Origin of the sequence: Pedobacter sp. AJM, from assembly GCF_002197755.1 — a bacterium.
In the GTDB taxonomy this organism is placed as follows: Bacteria; Bacteroidota; Bacteroidia; order Sphingobacteriales; family Sphingobacteriaceae; genus Pedobacter.
Map to the genome: position 1 here is coordinate 56,512 of NZ_NHOT01000010.1, position 16,628 is coordinate 73,139.

Annotated in this window: 9 protein-coding genes and 1 tRNA gene; 8 read left to right on the plus strand and 2 right to left on the minus strand. The window is 38.8% G+C overall.

The genetic code is table 11. The annotated features are described in order from the left end of the window. The first annotated feature begins 39 nt into the window (after window positions 1-39). From sprA to feoB, 6 genes are all read left to right on the plus strand, one after another. The gene (sprA, locus tag CBW18_RS16485; protein WP_253249067.1) at window positions 40-7,179 is read left to right on the plus strand and encodes a cell surface protein SprA; all 7,140 of its coding nucleotides are present in this window, start codon (window positions 40-42) and stop codon (window positions 7,177-7,179) included. A 76-nt stretch (window positions 7,180-7,255) separates the two neighbouring features. Next, window positions 7,256-7,636: a glycine cleavage system protein GcvH gene (gene gcvH, locus CBW18_RS16490; RefSeq protein WP_088302437.1), complete on the plus strand. Its 381-nt coding sequence runs from the start codon at window positions 7,256-7,258 to the stop codon at window positions 7,634-7,636. Between the two features lie 11 nt (window positions 7,637-7,647). Next, the gene (locus CBW18_RS16495) at window positions 7,648-8,046 is read left to right on the plus strand and encodes a VanZ family protein (protein WP_088302438.1); all 399 of its coding nucleotides are present in this window, start codon (window positions 7,648-7,650) and stop codon (window positions 8,044-8,046) included. 252 nt (window positions 8,047-8,298) lie between these two features. After that, window positions 8,299-11,118, plus strand: coding sequence for an outer membrane beta-barrel family protein (locus CBW18_RS16500; protein ID WP_088302439.1), 2,820 nt, complete (start codon window positions 8,299-8,301; stop codon window positions 11,116-11,118). 256 nt (window positions 11,119-11,374) lie between these two features. Continuing rightward, entirely contained in the window at window positions 11,375-11,593 is a 219-nt protein-coding gene (locus CBW18_RS16505; protein ID WP_088302440.1) for a FeoA family protein, read from the plus strand. A gap of 6 nt (window positions 11,594-11,599) precedes the next feature. Further along, the gene (gene feoB / locus CBW18_RS16510) at window positions 11,600-13,708 is read left to right on the plus strand and encodes a ferrous iron transport protein B (protein WP_088302441.1); all 2,109 of its coding nucleotides are present in this window, start codon (window positions 11,600-11,602) and stop codon (window positions 13,706-13,708) included. Between the two features lie 149 nt (window positions 13,709-13,857). On the opposite strand, the gene CBW18_RS16515 is transcribed toward feoB, so the two are convergent. Beyond that, window positions 13,858-14,334 carry an Lrp/AsnC ligand binding domain-containing protein gene (locus CBW18_RS16515; RefSeq protein ID WP_025145395.1) on the minus strand — a complete coding sequence of 159 codons (477 nt, stop codon included), beginning with the start codon at window positions 14,332-14,334 and terminating at the stop codon, window positions 13,858-13,860. 340 nt (window positions 14,335-14,674) lie between these two features. Here CBW18_RS16515 and CBW18_RS21455 point away from each other — a divergent pair. Both CBW18_RS21455 and CBW18_RS16520 read left to right on the plus strand, forming a co-directional pair. Then, window positions 14,675-14,818, plus strand: a tRNA-Asp gene (locus tag CBW18_RS21455). A gap of 149 nt (window positions 14,819-14,967) precedes the next feature. Further along, complete coding sequence (locus CBW18_RS16520; protein ID WP_253249068.1) at window positions 14,968-15,987, plus strand: LacI family DNA-binding transcriptional regulator; 1,020 nt, start codon at window positions 14,968-14,970, stop codon at window positions 15,985-15,987. A 49-nt stretch (window positions 15,988-16,036) separates the two neighbouring features. Here CBW18_RS16520 and frr read toward each other — a convergent pair whose 3' ends face one another. After that, the gene (frr, locus tag CBW18_RS16525; protein ID WP_088302443.1) at window positions 16,037-16,600 is read right to left on the minus strand and encodes a ribosome recycling factor; all 564 of its coding nucleotides are present in this window, start codon (window positions 16,598-16,600) and stop codon (window positions 16,037-16,039) included. Window positions 16,601-16,628 lie beyond the last annotated feature (28 nt).

The following is a 16,628-nucleotide window of genomic DNA, read 5'->3' on the forward strand; positions in this document are numbered from 1 at the left end:
AAGAGAATCTCTACACTTCTTTTTCTCATCTCCTTTTTCTTGCTCGCTCCCAAAAACGTAATCTCACAAGTTGTTCAGCGCAAGGCTGATACTGCTTTGTCGAAAAATAACTTCAGTTTAAAAGAAAAGCAACGCATCGGGATCAGATCGTCACAAAGTCCTTTTGCTCCACTGCCTAATAACCTGAAACAGGTTGTGGAATACGATGCAAAAAATAAAAGATACATTGTAAAGCAACTGGTTGGAGACAAGTATGTTACGCAAACCCAATATTTAACACTTGATGAATATAGCCGCCTAATTAACAGTGAAGTAAAACGTGGTAACTGGCGGAGTATTTCCAATGCAGAGGTAGACGATTTTAGAAATACAGGTATTATTCCTAAAATTCAGGTAAACAGCAAGGCCTTCGAGAAACTTTTTGGCGGAACAACCATTGATATTCAGCCCAGGGGAGAGGCCGAGCTTACTTTTTTAGGCCGCAGAAATAAAAATGAAAACCCTTTGTTCAATGAACGACAAAGGGTGCAGACCAATTTTGATTTCAATCAGCGGATTCAAATGGACCTGATTGGTAATATTGGTACGAAACTGAAAATCAAAAGCAATTACAACACCGAAGCACAGTTTGATTTTGAAAACCAGATTAAGCTGGATTATACTGGTGGAGCTGACGATATCATTAAAAAAATTGAAGCAGGTAACGTGAGTTTGCCTCTGAATACCAGCTTAATCACCGGAACACAAGCCTTATTTGGTGTGAAAACTCAACTGCAATTTGGGAAACTAAATGTGACCAGTGTTTATACGCAGCAAAAATCAGAGTCGAGAGAACTTCGTATCACCAATGGAGCACAGCAAAACGAATTCTCTGTTTCTGCAGATGGTTATGAAGCCAATAAACACTACTTTTTGGCCCAGTATTTTCGTAACAACTATAATAAGCATTTGGCTAATGCCCCGATCATTACCTCGCCTATTCAGATTACCAAAATTGAAGTCTGGATTACCAATAAAGCCGGTAGCACCACTGATTCAAGAGATGTATTGGGTTTTTTGAATCTGGGTGAAAACCAGCCTTTTAATCCGGGTGCAATAGCGGGAGGCGGTTCCGCACTTCCGGCAGGTTCAACAGCAACGGGATTTCCGCAGCAATCTAATAATTTATTGGCGAGTTTACCTGCTGATGCCAGACTCACTAATTCAAATGCCGTTATTTCATTTTTTCAGGGTAATGGCGGTACAGATCAGTATGCCAAACTTACCTATGCCAGAAAATTAACGGAACGTGAATTTACTTTCCAGCCACAGTTGGGCTATATTTCCTTAAATAATCCGCTCAATGCGGATGAGGTTTTAGCCGTTGCCTATCGCTATACCTATAATGGAGTAGAATACCAGGTAGGTGAGTTTTCTACCGACATCACTTTTGATGCTGCTAATCCTAAAGTGCTTTATGCAAAGCTGCTAAAAAATGAAACCACCAAAATCAATCTGCCCACCTGGGACCTGATGATGAAAAATATTTATTCCATTGGTGGGTATCAGATCAGTCCGATCAATTTTAAACTTGATATTTTTAGAATAGACAATGAAACAGGGGTTGAAAAACCCATCATGACAGAAGGGCAAAATACTGCAAACAGACAATGGATTTCGTTAACAGAATTTGACCGCCTGAACCAGCAAAATGAAAAGAAGCCTGACGGAATTTTTGATTTTGTAGCTTCAAACAATGCCTTTGGATCTTACTTCTCAAATAACGCTGCAAATAACAGCACTTTTGGGTCCAATTTATCTTTGAATGGCCTGAATGCGTTAATCAGCAATACCAATTCAGGATATATTACCATCGACCCTGCTAACGGAAGGATTATCTTTCCCATTATTGAGCCTTTTGGTCAGGATCTGGCCAGTAAATTTCTTCCAAGTGAGCAGGCTTTAATTGATAAATATACTTTTACGGCACTCTATGATTCAACGCAGTTGATTGCCCGACAATTGTTCCAGAATAAAAACAGGTATGTAATTAAAGGACATTATCAATCGGAAGTGTCTTCTGAATTTAGTCTGAATGCCATTAACGTTCCGGAGGGTTCGGTAAAGGTTTTTGCCGGAACAATGCCTCTGCAGGAAGGGGTAGATTTTACCGTAGATTATCAGGGTGGAAGGGTAAGCATCATCAATCAGGCATTGTTAATTTCCGGTCAGCCCATCAGGATCACGACAGAAAATAATGAGCTTTTTGGCTTGCAGCAACGGTCGTTATTTGGAACACGATTAGATTACCGGCTCAATAATAAGCTAAATCTGGGCGGTACATTTATGAACCTTACAGAGAAGCCGCTGACTCAAAAAGTAAATTTAGGTGAAGAACCCATATCCAATACCATTTGGGGTGCTGATGTGAATTACAGCTCCTCATCCAGGTTTTTAACCAAACTGGTTGATAAACTTCCGTTTATTTCTACCAAGGCACCATCAAGTGTAAATTTTTATGGAGAGTTTGCACAACTGGTTCCGGGGCATCCGAGGGCATTAAATTTTGCGGGCAGTAAAAATGGAGTCAGTTACCTGGATGATTTTGAGGCGTCGAGGTCAGTAATTGATTTAAAGAGTGCCATTTCCTGGCAATTATCGGGAACACCACAGGATTTTGCAGAATCGCAATTGATCAATGACCTTACTTATGGCTACAACCGTGCACGGATCGCCTACTATAATATTGATCCGACGTTTTATAATTCAAACGCCACCACTACGCCTGCCAACATCAGAAACAACAGGAACGAACTTTCCAACCATTATGTCAGGCAGGTGATTGAGCAGGAAGTTTTTCCGTTTAAAGAAACGGCAACGGGGCAGGCCCTAAATATTACAACCCTGGATGTAGCTTTTTATCCTACCATTCGCGGGCCATACAATTATGCCCCCACAGGTTTTTCTACTGATGGAAAATTAACAAACCCGAGGCAACGTTGGGGTGGCTTTCAGCGTAAAATTGAAACCAATGATTTTGAAGCGCTTAATGTTGGGTTTATTGAATTTTGGGTGATGGATCCCTTTATCTACAATAGAAATTCTCAGGGCGGTGATATTTATTTTAACTTAGGAAATATCTCTGAAGATATTTTGAAGGATGGCCGAAAATCACTGGAAAATGGATTGCCCGCTACGGATGATCCTACCAAATATGATGAAACAGCCTGGGGGCGTGTTCCGAAACTACAACCAGTTGTTCAGGCTTTTGATAACGATCCTGACGCGAGAAGGGCACAGGATGTTGGTTTGGATGGCATGTCTGATGCCAATGAAAGGGCGAAGTTCTCTGCGGCCATTAACCAGATCAAATCACAGCTAAATGCTACTGCAGCAGCAGAAATTGATCAGGATCCTTCATCCGATAATTACTCTTATTTCAGGGGTCCGGCTTTAGATCAGATCAATGCCGGCATTTTAAAGCGGTATGAAAAATATAATGGTCCGGAGGGAAATTCCAAAACTTCCCAGCAATCGCAGGCGGAACTGGGAATAGAAAATTCAGCATCTACCTCTCTTCCTGACGGGGAGGATATTAACCGCGATAATAATATGACGCAAAGCGATGAATATTATCAATATAAAGTAAGTATGCGGCCAGGGATGGATGTGGGCCAAACGCAATTTATTACGGATAAAGTCACATCGCAGGTAAGATTGGCAAATGGCAATACACAGGCCGTTACCTGGTATCAGTTTAGGATCCCCATTACACAATACGAAAAAAAAGTTGGTAACATCCAGGATTTTAAATCCATCCGTTTCTTCAGGATGTTTATGACCAACTTTGCCGATACAGCCATTATGCGTTTTGCAAAGCTGCAGCTCATCAGGGGCGAATGGCGGGAATTTAATGCTAAAAACACGGCCGATCAGGTTATTGTTGAACCCAGCCTGCCAGCTTTAACACCTGATAATTCTGTAATTGAAGTATCAACCGTTAATATTGAAGAAAACGGGAAAAGAAGTCCGATCCCTTATGTTACCCCTCCCGGTATTCTTCGTGAACGTGATTTCAGTAATTATCGTGGAGATACCCGTTTAAATGAACAGTCACTGTCCGTAACGGTTAAAAACCTGCGTGATGGTTATGGCAGGGCAGCATTTAAAACGGCTTATAGCGATTTCCGTTCATACAAACATCTGGAAATGTATGTACACGCCGAGGCCATTAATAATCAAACCCTAAGCGACCGTGACCTCAGTGCGTTTTTAAGAATCGGAACGGATAACCAGGATAACTACTATGAATATTTAATGCCTTTAAAAATTACCACGCCCGGTACCAGCGATCCGAATGCCATTTGGCCTGAAGCAAACCGGATGGATATTGATTTAATCTTGTTTCAAAATGCTAAACTTGCCCGTAATGTGGCCAAACAGGCCAATGGACAGCCATGGCCAATAAATGTTCCCTTTACTTATACTGATGGCGACCGTACCATCATTGTAAAGGGACAGCCGGATATGAGTAAGGTAAGGGTGTACATGTTGGGGGTAAAAAACCCTTTAAAAAATAATACGACAGCAGGAGGTGATGATGGCCTGGATAAAAATGTGCTGGTTTGGTTTAATGAACTTCGCTTAACAGAATTTGACGAAAGAGGAGGCTGGGCTGCTACAGCCAGGTTAAATTTAAAGCTGGCAGATTTTGCCGATGTGAACATCTCAGGCAGTAAATCAACTATAGGTTTTGGATCTATTGATTCGAAGGTAAGTGAGCGTAACCGGGCAGATAATGTTTTGTTGGATGTTTCATCTGCTGTAGAACTTGGTAAATTCTTACCGCAAAAATCAGGTGTAAAAATTCCAATGTTTGTGAATTATTCAAAACAGGTTTCCACACCACAATATAATCCACGCACGCCGGATATTGAATTAAAAAATGCCCTTGATCAATCAACTAAAGAACAAAAAGATTCTATTTTAAATTTTGCACAGGATTATACGGTTAGAAGGGGTATCAACTTTACCAATGTACGTAAAGAGCGAACAAACAACAGTAAACCGGCCCGGCTTTGGGATATTGAAAACTTTGCAGCCAGCTATGCATATACACAGTATAACCATCGTGATTTTATTAACCAGAGCAGCATTCAGAATACGTACAGGGCTTCACTGCAATATAGCTATGCGAAAGAGGCTAGAACATATGCACCGTTCGAAAAGATCATTAAGTCGAATATGCTGGGCTTGCTGAAGGATTTTAACTTTAGTATTTTTCCAAGCGCCATTAATTTTAGAATTGACGTAGACCGCCTGTATTCTGAAAATACGTTGAGAAATAATGATCCGGCCAATTCAATTCCAATTTATCAGAATGGTTTTGGAACCACTTTTAATAAAAACTTCAGAATGAGCCGGATTTATGGAATCGCCTGGAATTTAACCCGCTCACTTCAGTTAGATTTTAATGCCACAAACTATTCCATTATTGATGAACCAGATGGCCGGATTGATGGCATGAAACGGGATACGGTTTGGCAAAATTTGAAACGCCTCGGACGTACAACCGATTATAACCATAACCTGAATGTGACCTATACTTTACCCATTGACAAAGTTCCTGGATTAAACTGGGTAACGGTAAAAACAAGATATGGCACAAACTTTAACTGGCAAACCGAACCTTTGTCTACCCTGCTGGATCCAAATATAAATTTAGGCAATACGGTTCAGAACAGCAGAAATATTCAGGTTAACCCCGCGTTGAACCTGACTACCTTATATAACAAATTTGGTTTTATCAGAAATGCCGGTAATAGCGAAGAAACCGGCAATAAACTAAAGAATTTCTTTATCAACTTATTAACCAGCGTAAAAAATGTCAATGCCAATTATGTGCAGACAAAAGGAATCTTTTTACCAGGTTATTTACCAACGACTAAATATTTTGGTATAGATAATGTGACCGGAGCACCGGGTTTAGGTTTCGCATTTGGCAGTCAGAGAGACATCAGGGATATGGCACTTAACAACGGATGGTTAACAACCGATACGCTGCAGACACAGTTATACGTTAATACACTTCGCGAAGACTTACAATTTACCGGGCAAATTGAGCCGATCAGAGATTTGAGGATTACCATCAGGGCAAATAAATCGCAAACCAGGAACTTCTCCTCTAACTACAGGTATGTGGCCAGTGTATCTTCATTTGAGAATTTAAGTGCCATCACTACCGGTGATTATAGTATATCCTACATTGCTTTAGGTACCGCATTTAAAGAAAAAAACTCAAACGTTATTTCCACGCTGTTTAACCAGTTTATGTCTAACCGGATTCTGATTTCAAGAAGGTTAGGCGCACAGAATCCCAACTCTTCAGGTCAGACTGGTGGTTATGCAGATGGTTATGGTAAAGAAAGTCAGGATGTGATGATCTCCGCGTTTCTGGCGGCTTATTCTGGAAAAGATCCAGGTAAAATGAGCATGAATTCTTTTCCGCGGATTCCACTTCCAAACTGGACGTTAACATACAATGGATTAACAAAAATTGCTTTCATTGCTGATCGTTTCACATCCATTGATCTCCGACATGGTTATCGCTCAGCATACAACATTAATGGTTATAATTCATTGTTAAGGTACAGGGAAAGTAACGGGTTCTCGGTTAACCGGGATGTAAATAACAATTTTTTACCTGAGTTTCAGTTCGCGCAGGTAACCGTATCAGAATATTTTTCTCCATTAATTGGTGTAGATACCCGGTTTAAAAATAACCTGAGTGCCACTTTTGAATTAAACCGGTCACGACTGTTAGGCTTGAGTCTGGCCAATAGCCAGCTTGCGCAGTTATCAGAAAACAATGTGGTTTTAGGAATGGGCTACAGAACAAATAAATTCAGGTTTCCTTTTGGCTGGTTTAAAAGTTTAAAAATGGATAACAATATGGATTTTAAACTGGATGTAGCCATTCGTGATAATAAAACAGTAATTTACAGGGCTGATGTGGAAGAAGCTGAAATTTCCTCAGGTGCTAAAAACATTACTTTAAGACCAAGTGTTGATTATGTGTTGAATCAGAAATTTAATGTGAAGCTGTTTTATGATTCAAACATTACCAAACCATATACTTCGCAAACGTTTAATACTTCTTTCAGTAATTTTGGTTTTAGTTTGAGGTTTACATTAAATTAAATTCATCGGGAGAATCTTAATTATCGCTTCAACATTCCAACATAATATTTAACTTTGCCAAATAAATTAAAAATACATGAATTTTCCATCAGAATTAAAATACACTAAAGACCACGAGTGGGTTAAGGTTGAAGGTAACGAAGCTTACATCGGTATTACAGATTTCGCGCAACGTGAATTGGGTGATATCGTTTATGTTGACATTAACTCAGTAGGCGACGAAGTGGCAAAAGAAGAAGTTTTTGGCACAGTTGAAGCTGTAAAAACAGTTTCTGATTTATTTATGCCCGTAACAGGTACTGTATTGGAAATCAATTCAGAATTGAATGATAACCCGGAACTGGTAAATTCTGATCCTTATGGAAAAGGCTGGATGGTGAAAGTATCATTATCTGAAGTTGCTGAAATTGAAGATTTATTAACTGCAGAAGCCTACCAGGCATTGGTTGGCGCTTAATTTATACTATTTTGTACAAAGCACTGAAGCAGCAAAAATGGGCCATATTCTGGACACTGATCGTTTTAGTGCTTTGTAATATCAGGTTGCCGCATACGGAGGGTGATGGATTCTTTTTCGAAGGTTTCGATAAGATGACGCATCTTGGTTTTTTCTTTGTCCTGACAGTTTTCCTATTTTATGGAAAGATAAAATATCAGCACAGTTACGGCTTCAGAACGTTAACCATTTTTAAAATCCTGCTTATTAACTTCATTATTGGTGGAAGTATTGAGTTATTACAATGGAAGGTTTTCACTTACCGCTCTGCAGAATGGTGGGACCTGGGCTGTGATATGTTGGGTGCCTGTATGGCCGTTTTTAGTTATATATTGCTTCATAAACTGAATTTCGATGAAAAAGATAATTAGTTCAGTGGTTATAATTGCAACTTTATGTTTAAGTGGCTGTAGTATCTTTAAAAAAGATTGTAACTGCCCGAAAGTCTATTACCAAAGTTATCCTCCAAACAGGTAATAAATATCAACTCCTCCTTTTTATGAATACAGCTGATTCTTTTGCTGTATTTAAAATGTTACCAATCTTTTAGCGTTCCGCAACAAACCTTTAAGCATCTGGCTAGTCTGATTGCTTAGTTTTATACATATAATCTAAATTTATTAATGAAAAGAAACGTTCAGAGGGCAATCTTCGTAGTGCTTATTTTTTGCGGTTATCTGGCTCAGGCTCAGAATCCTGGCTCAATAAGTGGAAAAGTCATTAATGCCAAAGATAAACAGCCTGTTGATTTTGCCACCATTGCTGTTAGAAACCTAAAAGACTCTGTAGTTGTTGCATCAGGGCAAACGGCACCTGACGGATCTTTCAATTTCAAAGCCATCGCGCCAGGAAAATACAGAATTTATGCGGCCTTTTTAGGCTTAAAAACAGCCACCAAAGATGTTGAGGTAGCGAAAGCGGCGGTAAATGCGGGAGATATTGCCATGACTGATGATGGTGTAGACCTTAATACGGTTAATGTAACGGCAAGCATTCCGGTAGTGGTAAAAACAGATACACTTGAATTTGATGCAAAATCGATTAAAGTTCGTGAAAATGCCGTCGTTGAAGATGTAATCAAAAAACTTCCTGGTGTGGAAGTGGCAAAAGATGGCAGTATTAAGGCCCAGGGTGAAACAGTTACGAAGGTAAAAGTAGACGGAAAAGAATTTTTTGGTTCAGATCCTTTACTGGCAACCAAAAATTTACCAGCAGATATGGTTGATAAAATTCAGGTAATTGATGAGTTATCTGAGCAATCACAATTTTCCGGTGTGGATGATGGTACACGGACTAAAATCTTAAACATCACCACCAAAGCGGGGATGAAAAAGGGATATTTCGGGAATAGTACAGTTGGATATGGCACCCAGGATCGGTATGATGCCAGTATCAATGTCAATAAGTTTGATAATGACCAGCAATTTAGTGTAATTGGTCAGTTCAATAATGTAAATAAGCAGAATTTTGGACAGGGTAATGGTGTTGGAAACGGTTTCGGTGGCGGAGGTCGGGGTAATTTTGGCGGTGGTGGAAGTGGTGCAGGCAGCGGTGGTATTACCAATACGAATGCCGGCGGATTAAACTTTGCAGATACCTACAAAGATGGAACCCAGATTCAGGGCAGCTACTTTTTTAACCGCTCTGATGTATCTAATCAGCAGCAAAGCTTTACCCAGAATTTATTAGGCAATCGTGTTACTACCGTTTCAAATAATGCTGATAACAATACAGACCGCATCAATCACCGGTTTAATTTTATGATCGATACGAAACTGGATTCATCTACAACGATTAAAATTCAACCTAATGTTTCTTATACCGAAAGTGATGCCACAAACCTGAGTAAATATCAAAGGAATTTAATCGAATCTCAAACAATAGGTTCGCAACGGTACATTAGCAATAGTTCTTCGCCAAATATAACCAATAACTTATTGGTGAGAAAAAAGTTTAAAAGACGGGGAAGAACTTTATCACTAAATGTTAATACCTCGATCAATAACAACGATGCCGATAACTATAATTATATCTCCGAAGATAATACAATCAATAATAGAGACACATCAACAGTTACGGATCAGTTGAATAAAGTAAATACCAATTCCATTAATAACACCTCCAGGCTGGTTTATACTGAGCCATTATCCAAAACCACAAGTCTGGAATTTAATTATCAGAATGGATATAGCCATGATAATCAAGGCCGGCAGGTATTGGATTTTAATTCAGCCAGCGGTCAGTATGATTTGGTTAATGTTGATTATACCAATACCTATGAAAATCAGACTTTAACCAATGCGGGAGGCATCAGCTTCACCACCAATGAAAAAAAATATAACTGGAATATTGGTTTAGCCGCACAACAAACCAATCGTATAAACACCAATCTGACCACTGGACTGGTACGTACCCAGAATTTTATTAATCTTACCCCATCTGCAAACTTCAGGTATAATTTCAGTAACTCCAGAAGATTAAATATACGCTACAGAGGAAATACGCAACAGCCAAGTATCAGCCAGATCCAGCCAATTCCGGATAACACCAATACACAAAGTGTTTTTATAGGTAATCCTACCTTAAAACCTTCCTTTAACAATAGTTTAAATATCAATTACAATAATTTTGATATTGCGAAGGGCAGGATGTTTTTTGCTTTCCTGAGTTTAAGTCAGACATTTAATGCCATTGGTAACAGCAGCCAGTTGGTTACTGATAGTACCGACAGAGACTATGGAAAAATCAGGACCACCTACGTAAATGTAGATGGGGTTTATTCCGGAAATGGTAGTGTTAATGTTGGTATTCCGCTGTTACCGGAAAGAAAACTTACTTTAAACGCATCTTTAAATGCAAATTATAGCCGTAATGTGAACTTCACAACTGGCAATGATAATCCCAATGATTTGGTCAGAAACATTACCAATACCATCGGCATAACCAACCGGTATAATTTTGTGACCAATTTTGATAAGTTTGATTTAACCGGCGGCATTTCCGGAACCTATAACCGGGCAACGTATTCTGCTCAGCCCAATGCCAATACTAATTTTTATACCTTGAATCCAAGTTTCGATATCAGCTACGTTTTTCCGGGTAACATCCGTTTAGCTGTTGATCTGGATTATATTAAGAATACCGGAAGGGGAGAGGGCTATAATACACAGTTTACATTAGTCAATTCTTATATCAGCCGCCAGTTTTTCAAAAACAGGGGGACATTCAAAATTGCAGTGAATGATGCGTTTAACCAAAATCAGGGCATTAGCAGAACAGCTACAAATAATACCATTACCGATTTAAATTATAATGTATTAAAGCGATATTACATGTTCTCGTTCACCTACTCTTTAACCCGAATAGGCGGAAGAAATATGAGTGGTGATACGCCGCAAATGCCAACACCGGGGCAGGGTGGCGGACAGCGTTTCAGGATGTGATAAAATAGAATGATATTAAACAGAAGGCTCGTTAGAAAACGGGCCTTCTGTGCTTATAGAATTTTGAAAAGATAGATTAAGCCCCGGTTGAACAATAAATTAATCATTGATGAGTCATACCTGTTTAGGATAAAAATCTCTATTTGGAATAAATCTAAAGAAAGGCTAACTTGCGTGCAATTTAGCACATGAACCCAAAGCGATTGAATCATTATTTGATCATGGAGGTCCCGTCTGAGCATAAAATTAGATACAGATGAAACTTTCAAATTTAAAAGTTGGCGAAAAAGGAACAATCATTTCATTTACAGACCTTGATCTTTCTGTAAAACTGATGGAAATGGGCTGTTTGCCGGGGGAAGTAGTAGAGGTTGAACGTTTTGCCCCGCTTGGCGACCCAATGGCTATTCGTGTTGCTGGTTATCAGCTATGCTTGCGTAAAAGTGAAGCTGAAGTCATTGTCATCAATAAATAAGCAGATTTGGATATTAAAGTTGCGTTAGTTGGTAATCCCAATACAGGTAAATCTACTCTTTTTAATCGTTTAACTGGTTTAAATCAGAAAATAGGGAATTTTCCTGGAATAACTGTTGATAAAAAGACAGGTTTTATGAAACTGGAAACTGGTAAAGGGGCTGAAATTATCGATTTACCCGGAACCTATAGCCTGTATCCAAAAAGCAGTGATGAAAGCATTGTGTTTCAGGTTTTAGCGGATTCAAAAAACAGTAGTTATCCTGATGTGATCGTATTGGTGGTTGATGCTTCCAATCTTAAACGCAATATGCTTTTATATTCGCAGGTTGCCGATTTGGGAATCCCAATGGTACTGGCCTTAAACATGATTGATCTTTCTGAGAAACAAGGGATCAGGATTGATCTGGATAAACTTGCTGAAAAATTAGGTATTCAGGTGGTCTCTATTTCAGCCCGCAACAATGTAGGTATTGATCAACTAAAGTCTGCAATAAGTAATACAAATAAAATAGCTACTCAGTTTCAGGATGTTGATGTAAATAGTCTCGCACCAGCAGCAATCAATGCCATTAAATCGAAATTAAATTCGGATAATGATTATTATGCACTACAGGTATTGCATCAGCATGAGTATCTCAATTTTTTCACACCAAAGGAACAGGAGGAAATTGAAGCGATAGAGCAATCACATCATTTTGAATCGGCGAAAACCCAGGCCGCTGAAACCATTTTACGCTATAAAAATTTAAGTTTGATACTCGCTGATGTCGTAACAGACAACGATTCGGCTAAAAAATTTACATTGAGTGATAAGCTCGATTCTATTTTAACCCATAAAATCTGGGGCTTTGCTATATTTTTATTAATCCTCTTTGTTATTTTTAATGCCATTTTTGCCTGGTCATCTTATCCAATGCAATGGATTGAGGCAGGCTTTGGTTTTATAACAGATACAGGTCATGAATATTTACCAGCAGGTATGCTTACTAATCTGGTATTAGATGGTATTGTTGCCGGGTTGGGTGGAATTTTTGTATTTATCCCTCAAATAGCCATCTTATTTGCCTTTATATCTATTTTAGAAGATACCGGCTATATGGCAAGGGTTACTTTTATGATGGATAAGATCATGAGTAAAGTGGGATTAAATGGTAAATCTGTTGTACCCATGATTGGCGGTCTGGCTTGCGCAGTGCCTTCCATCATGGCTGCCCGGAATATTGAAAACTGGAAAGACCGAATGATCACCATCATGGTCACGCCATTGGTAAGTTGTTCAGCAAGGCTTCCGGTTTATATCTTAATTATTTCTTTAATTATCCCATCAAAAAATATATTAGGCATTTTTAACCTGCAGGGATTGACCTTAATGGTGATGTATTTGGTAGGTGTAATTGCAGCAGTACTGGTGGCCTGGATCATGAAGTTTTTGATCAAAACCAAAGAAAGGGCTTACTTCATTATGGAACTGCCTGTTTACCGAATGCCACGGTGGAAAAACGTGCTTTATACCATGTACGAAAAATCTAAAACTTTTGTTTTTGAGGCTGGTAAGGTAATCATTGCCATTTCTATTATTCTGTGGGTAATGGCCACCTTTGGACCAGGAAACCGCTTTGACCGCATTGATCAGAAATATGCATCGGCACTTGCTGATACAACAAGAGATAGCAAACATATCGAAACACTGATCGCAACAGAAAAGCTGGAAAACTCCTATGTTGGCATCTTAGGACATTGGATTGAACCTGCTATTCGTCCACTGGGTTATGATTGGAAAATAGGCATAGGTCTGATCACATCATTCGCTGCAAGAGAGGCTTTTGTGGGTACAATGGCAACCATTTATAGTGTTGATGGGGGAGATGAAGATACTTCAACCATTAGAGCAAGGATGTCTTCATCGGTAAACAGCCGTACAGGTTTGCCTGTATATACTTTTGCTACTGGTATTTCGTTGATGTTGTTTTATGCCTTTGCCATGCAGTGCATGAGTACTGTAGCTATCGTTTACCGGGAAACGAAAGGCTGGAAATGGCCTGTCATTCAACTGGTTTATATGACCGCTATGGCCTACTTTGCTGCGCTTATTGCCTATCAGTTACTGAAATAGGAAATTGGTATAAAGACTAATGGCGATTACCTGGATACTTCAGGCTACGACCTCACGATATTTAATGAATTGTATTATTAACTTTCAACCTGCAACATAGGACAATGGGCTGGAGACTTCCGGCTAAAGACTCCAGACTCTTTACTAAGCTATCCCAGTTCAATCTGCCTTTTAATACTCTCTTCCAGTGAAATCAATGTCTCTGTGCGCTGAATACCATTAACAGCCTGGATTTCTTCATTCAGTACATGACGCAAGTGATTAGTGTCTCTGCAGATAATTTTCGCAAACATACTATATGCCCCAGTGGTGTAATGAAGTTCTACCACTTCTTTTATTTTGCTTAATTGTGCCACAGCATCTTTATATTGAATCCCTTTTTCCAGGTAAATACCTAAAAAGGCACAGATATCATAGCCGGCTTTTTGGGGATCGATAATCAGGTGTGAGCCTTTAATAATCCCCATTTCCTGTAATTTCTTCATTCTGACGTGTATGGTGCCGCCCGAAACAATCAAATCTTTTGCAATTTCAGTATATGGTTTCGTAGCATCCTGCATCAGTTGTTTCAATATATCAATATCGAGGTTGTCAATTTCTAAATTGGAATTGTCTTTTTTAAGCATATTTTTGAATTTTGATAAGCGAATTTACAAATATTTATCAATATTATAAAAATAAAATTAAATGTTTAAAATATTTGTAAGGTATTGCTGCTTCCATTACATTTGTATCAAGCAATTAACAAAAAGGAACGTTCTTTAAAGCATTGCTAAACATACTGTAGGGTGGTGAAACAGGCAGACACACCTCCTTGTCTCGGTGGCGGAGAATAATGGGAATACCAGCAATGGCTAACCACTCCTTGAAGGTTCGATTCCTTCCCCTACAGCGGCTTAGTTCTAAGTCAAGAGTCCATAGTCTTTAGTAGACTTACGACTGTAGACTTTGGACTAAGGACTAAAATGTTGGGTGGTGAAATTGGCAGACACGCCTCCTTGTCTCGGTGGTGGGGAATAATGGGACAAACGCAGTTTATTGGGTTGACCACAATTAATTTTTTGAACTGTAGCTAACTACCCCTTGAAGGTTCGACTCCTTCCCCAACAGCATTTTTTATGAATAATAAGTTAGTTAATTGAGCAATCCTGGATAGGTTGCTCTTTTTCTTTTTATAATCTTCTGATCTGCCACTAAAATATTACATCACTTATCACTATATTACCCCGATAATACCAAATATTTTGTAGTTCCCCATAATGAAAAGAGTTTCAATTAAAGACATTGCCAAGCAATTAAATATTTCTATAACATCTGTTTCCTTTGTGATTAATGGAAGAGCAAAAGAAAAGAATATCAGTGATGCATTAACCAAAAAGGTATTGGATCTGGTGGCAGAGCTCAATTATCAGCCTAATTCTCTTGCTACCAGTCTGAGGACGGGCAAAACCCGGATTATTGGCTTTTTAGTTGATGATATATCAGAGCCATTTTTTTCTGGGATTGCAAAACGTATTGATGAAATTGCATCAGAGCTGGGCTATAAGATTTTATTTAGCAGTACAAGAAATGATACCAAAAAGGCAATTGAGCTACTTCAGATTTTTAAGGACAGGCATGTGGATGGTTATATCATGGCCTTACCTGAAGGATTGGAAGATGAAGTAAGAAAATTGATCTTAACAGATGCTCCGGTTGTACTGTTTGATCGGTATGTACAAGATGTTAAGGCTGACTATGTCATTATTAACAATAAACAAAGCACTGCTCATGCAACTGAGCACTTAATTTCAAATGGGTTTAAAAATATAGCATTCATTACCATTGATTCTGATCAGCAGCAAATGCTGGACCGGCTTTCCGGATATGAAGAAACCATATCACATCACAAGTTAAATTCATTTGTTAAAAAAATAAATTACAGCACGTCAGCAACTGCTATAAAAGAGATTACTGAATTTTTTAATGCAAATAAAAATCTGGATGCTGTTATTTTCGGAGCCAACTACATTAGTCTTGATGGTTTAAGAACTTTCCGTGCGATGGGTTTAAGGATTAAGAAAGACCTCGCTGTAGTATCATTTGATGATTTTGAAATTCTGGAATTTTGTGATCCACCGGTTACAGCGATAGCACAGCCGCTTGAAGCAATAGCCGAAAATATTATGAAAATATTAATGGAAAGACTACAGCAGCATGTTACCGATAAAAAATATAATGAAGTAGTGGTTTCAACCAAATTTAATATCCGGGAATCGAGTTTAAAATCATCATCATAAAAAAAGGGAACGGATGATTAATCTGTTCCCTTTCAATTTAATTTTTTTATTAAACCGTCATTACATCTTTTTCTTTTGCTTCGGCGTGTTTATCTACTTTTATGATATAGGCATCGGTTAATTTTTGAACTTCTGCCTCACCGGTCTTAATCTCATCATCAGAAACACCTTCGCCTTTTAGTTTTTGAATTTTGGTGTTGGCATCTTTACGGATGTTACGGACTGTGATTCGTCCGCGTTCAGCTTCTTCCTTTACCTTTTTAACCAGGTCTCTTCTGCGTTCCTCAGTTAGGGGAGGTACTACCAACCGGATTACAATACCATCGTTTTGTGGGTTGATGCCAATATTTGCCACTTGAATAGCTTTTTCGATCGGTACCAAAAGTGATTTTTCCCAGGGCTGGATCACAATTGTTCTGGCATCAGGTGTGTTGATGCTGGCCACCTGCGATAATGCTGTAGAAGCACCATAATAATCTACAAAAATACCATCAAGCATTCCTGCTGAGGCTTTACCTGCCCTGATTTTAGTAAGTTCTGATTCACAATGATCGATTGCTCTCTCCATAGCAGATTCAGCATCCATCAATTGTAACTGTATGAGTTCGTTCATAATGTGTGTATATCTAAAATATAATTAT

Coding starts and splice junctions, on each gene's coding strand:
- CBW18_RS16505 (WP_088302440.1), top strand. CDS start 11,375: ATGAAACTTTCAAATTTAAAAGTTGGCGAAAAAGGAACAATCATTTCA.
- CBW18_RS16500 (WP_088302439.1), top strand. CDS start 8,299: ATGAAAAGAAACGTTCAGAGGGCAATCTTCGTAGTGCTTATTTTTTGC.
- CBW18_RS16515 (WP_025145395.1), bottom strand. CDS start 14,334: ATGCTTAAAAAAGACAATTCCAATTTAGAAATTGACAACCTCGATATT.
- frr (WP_088302443.1), bottom strand. CDS start 16,600: ATGAACGAACTCATACAGTTACAATTGATGGATGCTGAATCTGCTATG.
- gcvH (WP_088302437.1), top strand. CDS start 7,256: ATGAATTTTCCATCAGAATTAAAATACACTAAAGACCACGAGTGGGTT.
- CBW18_RS16520 (WP_253249068.1), top strand. CDS start 14,968: ATGAAAAGAGTTTCAATTAAAGACATTGCCAAGCAATTAAATATTTCT.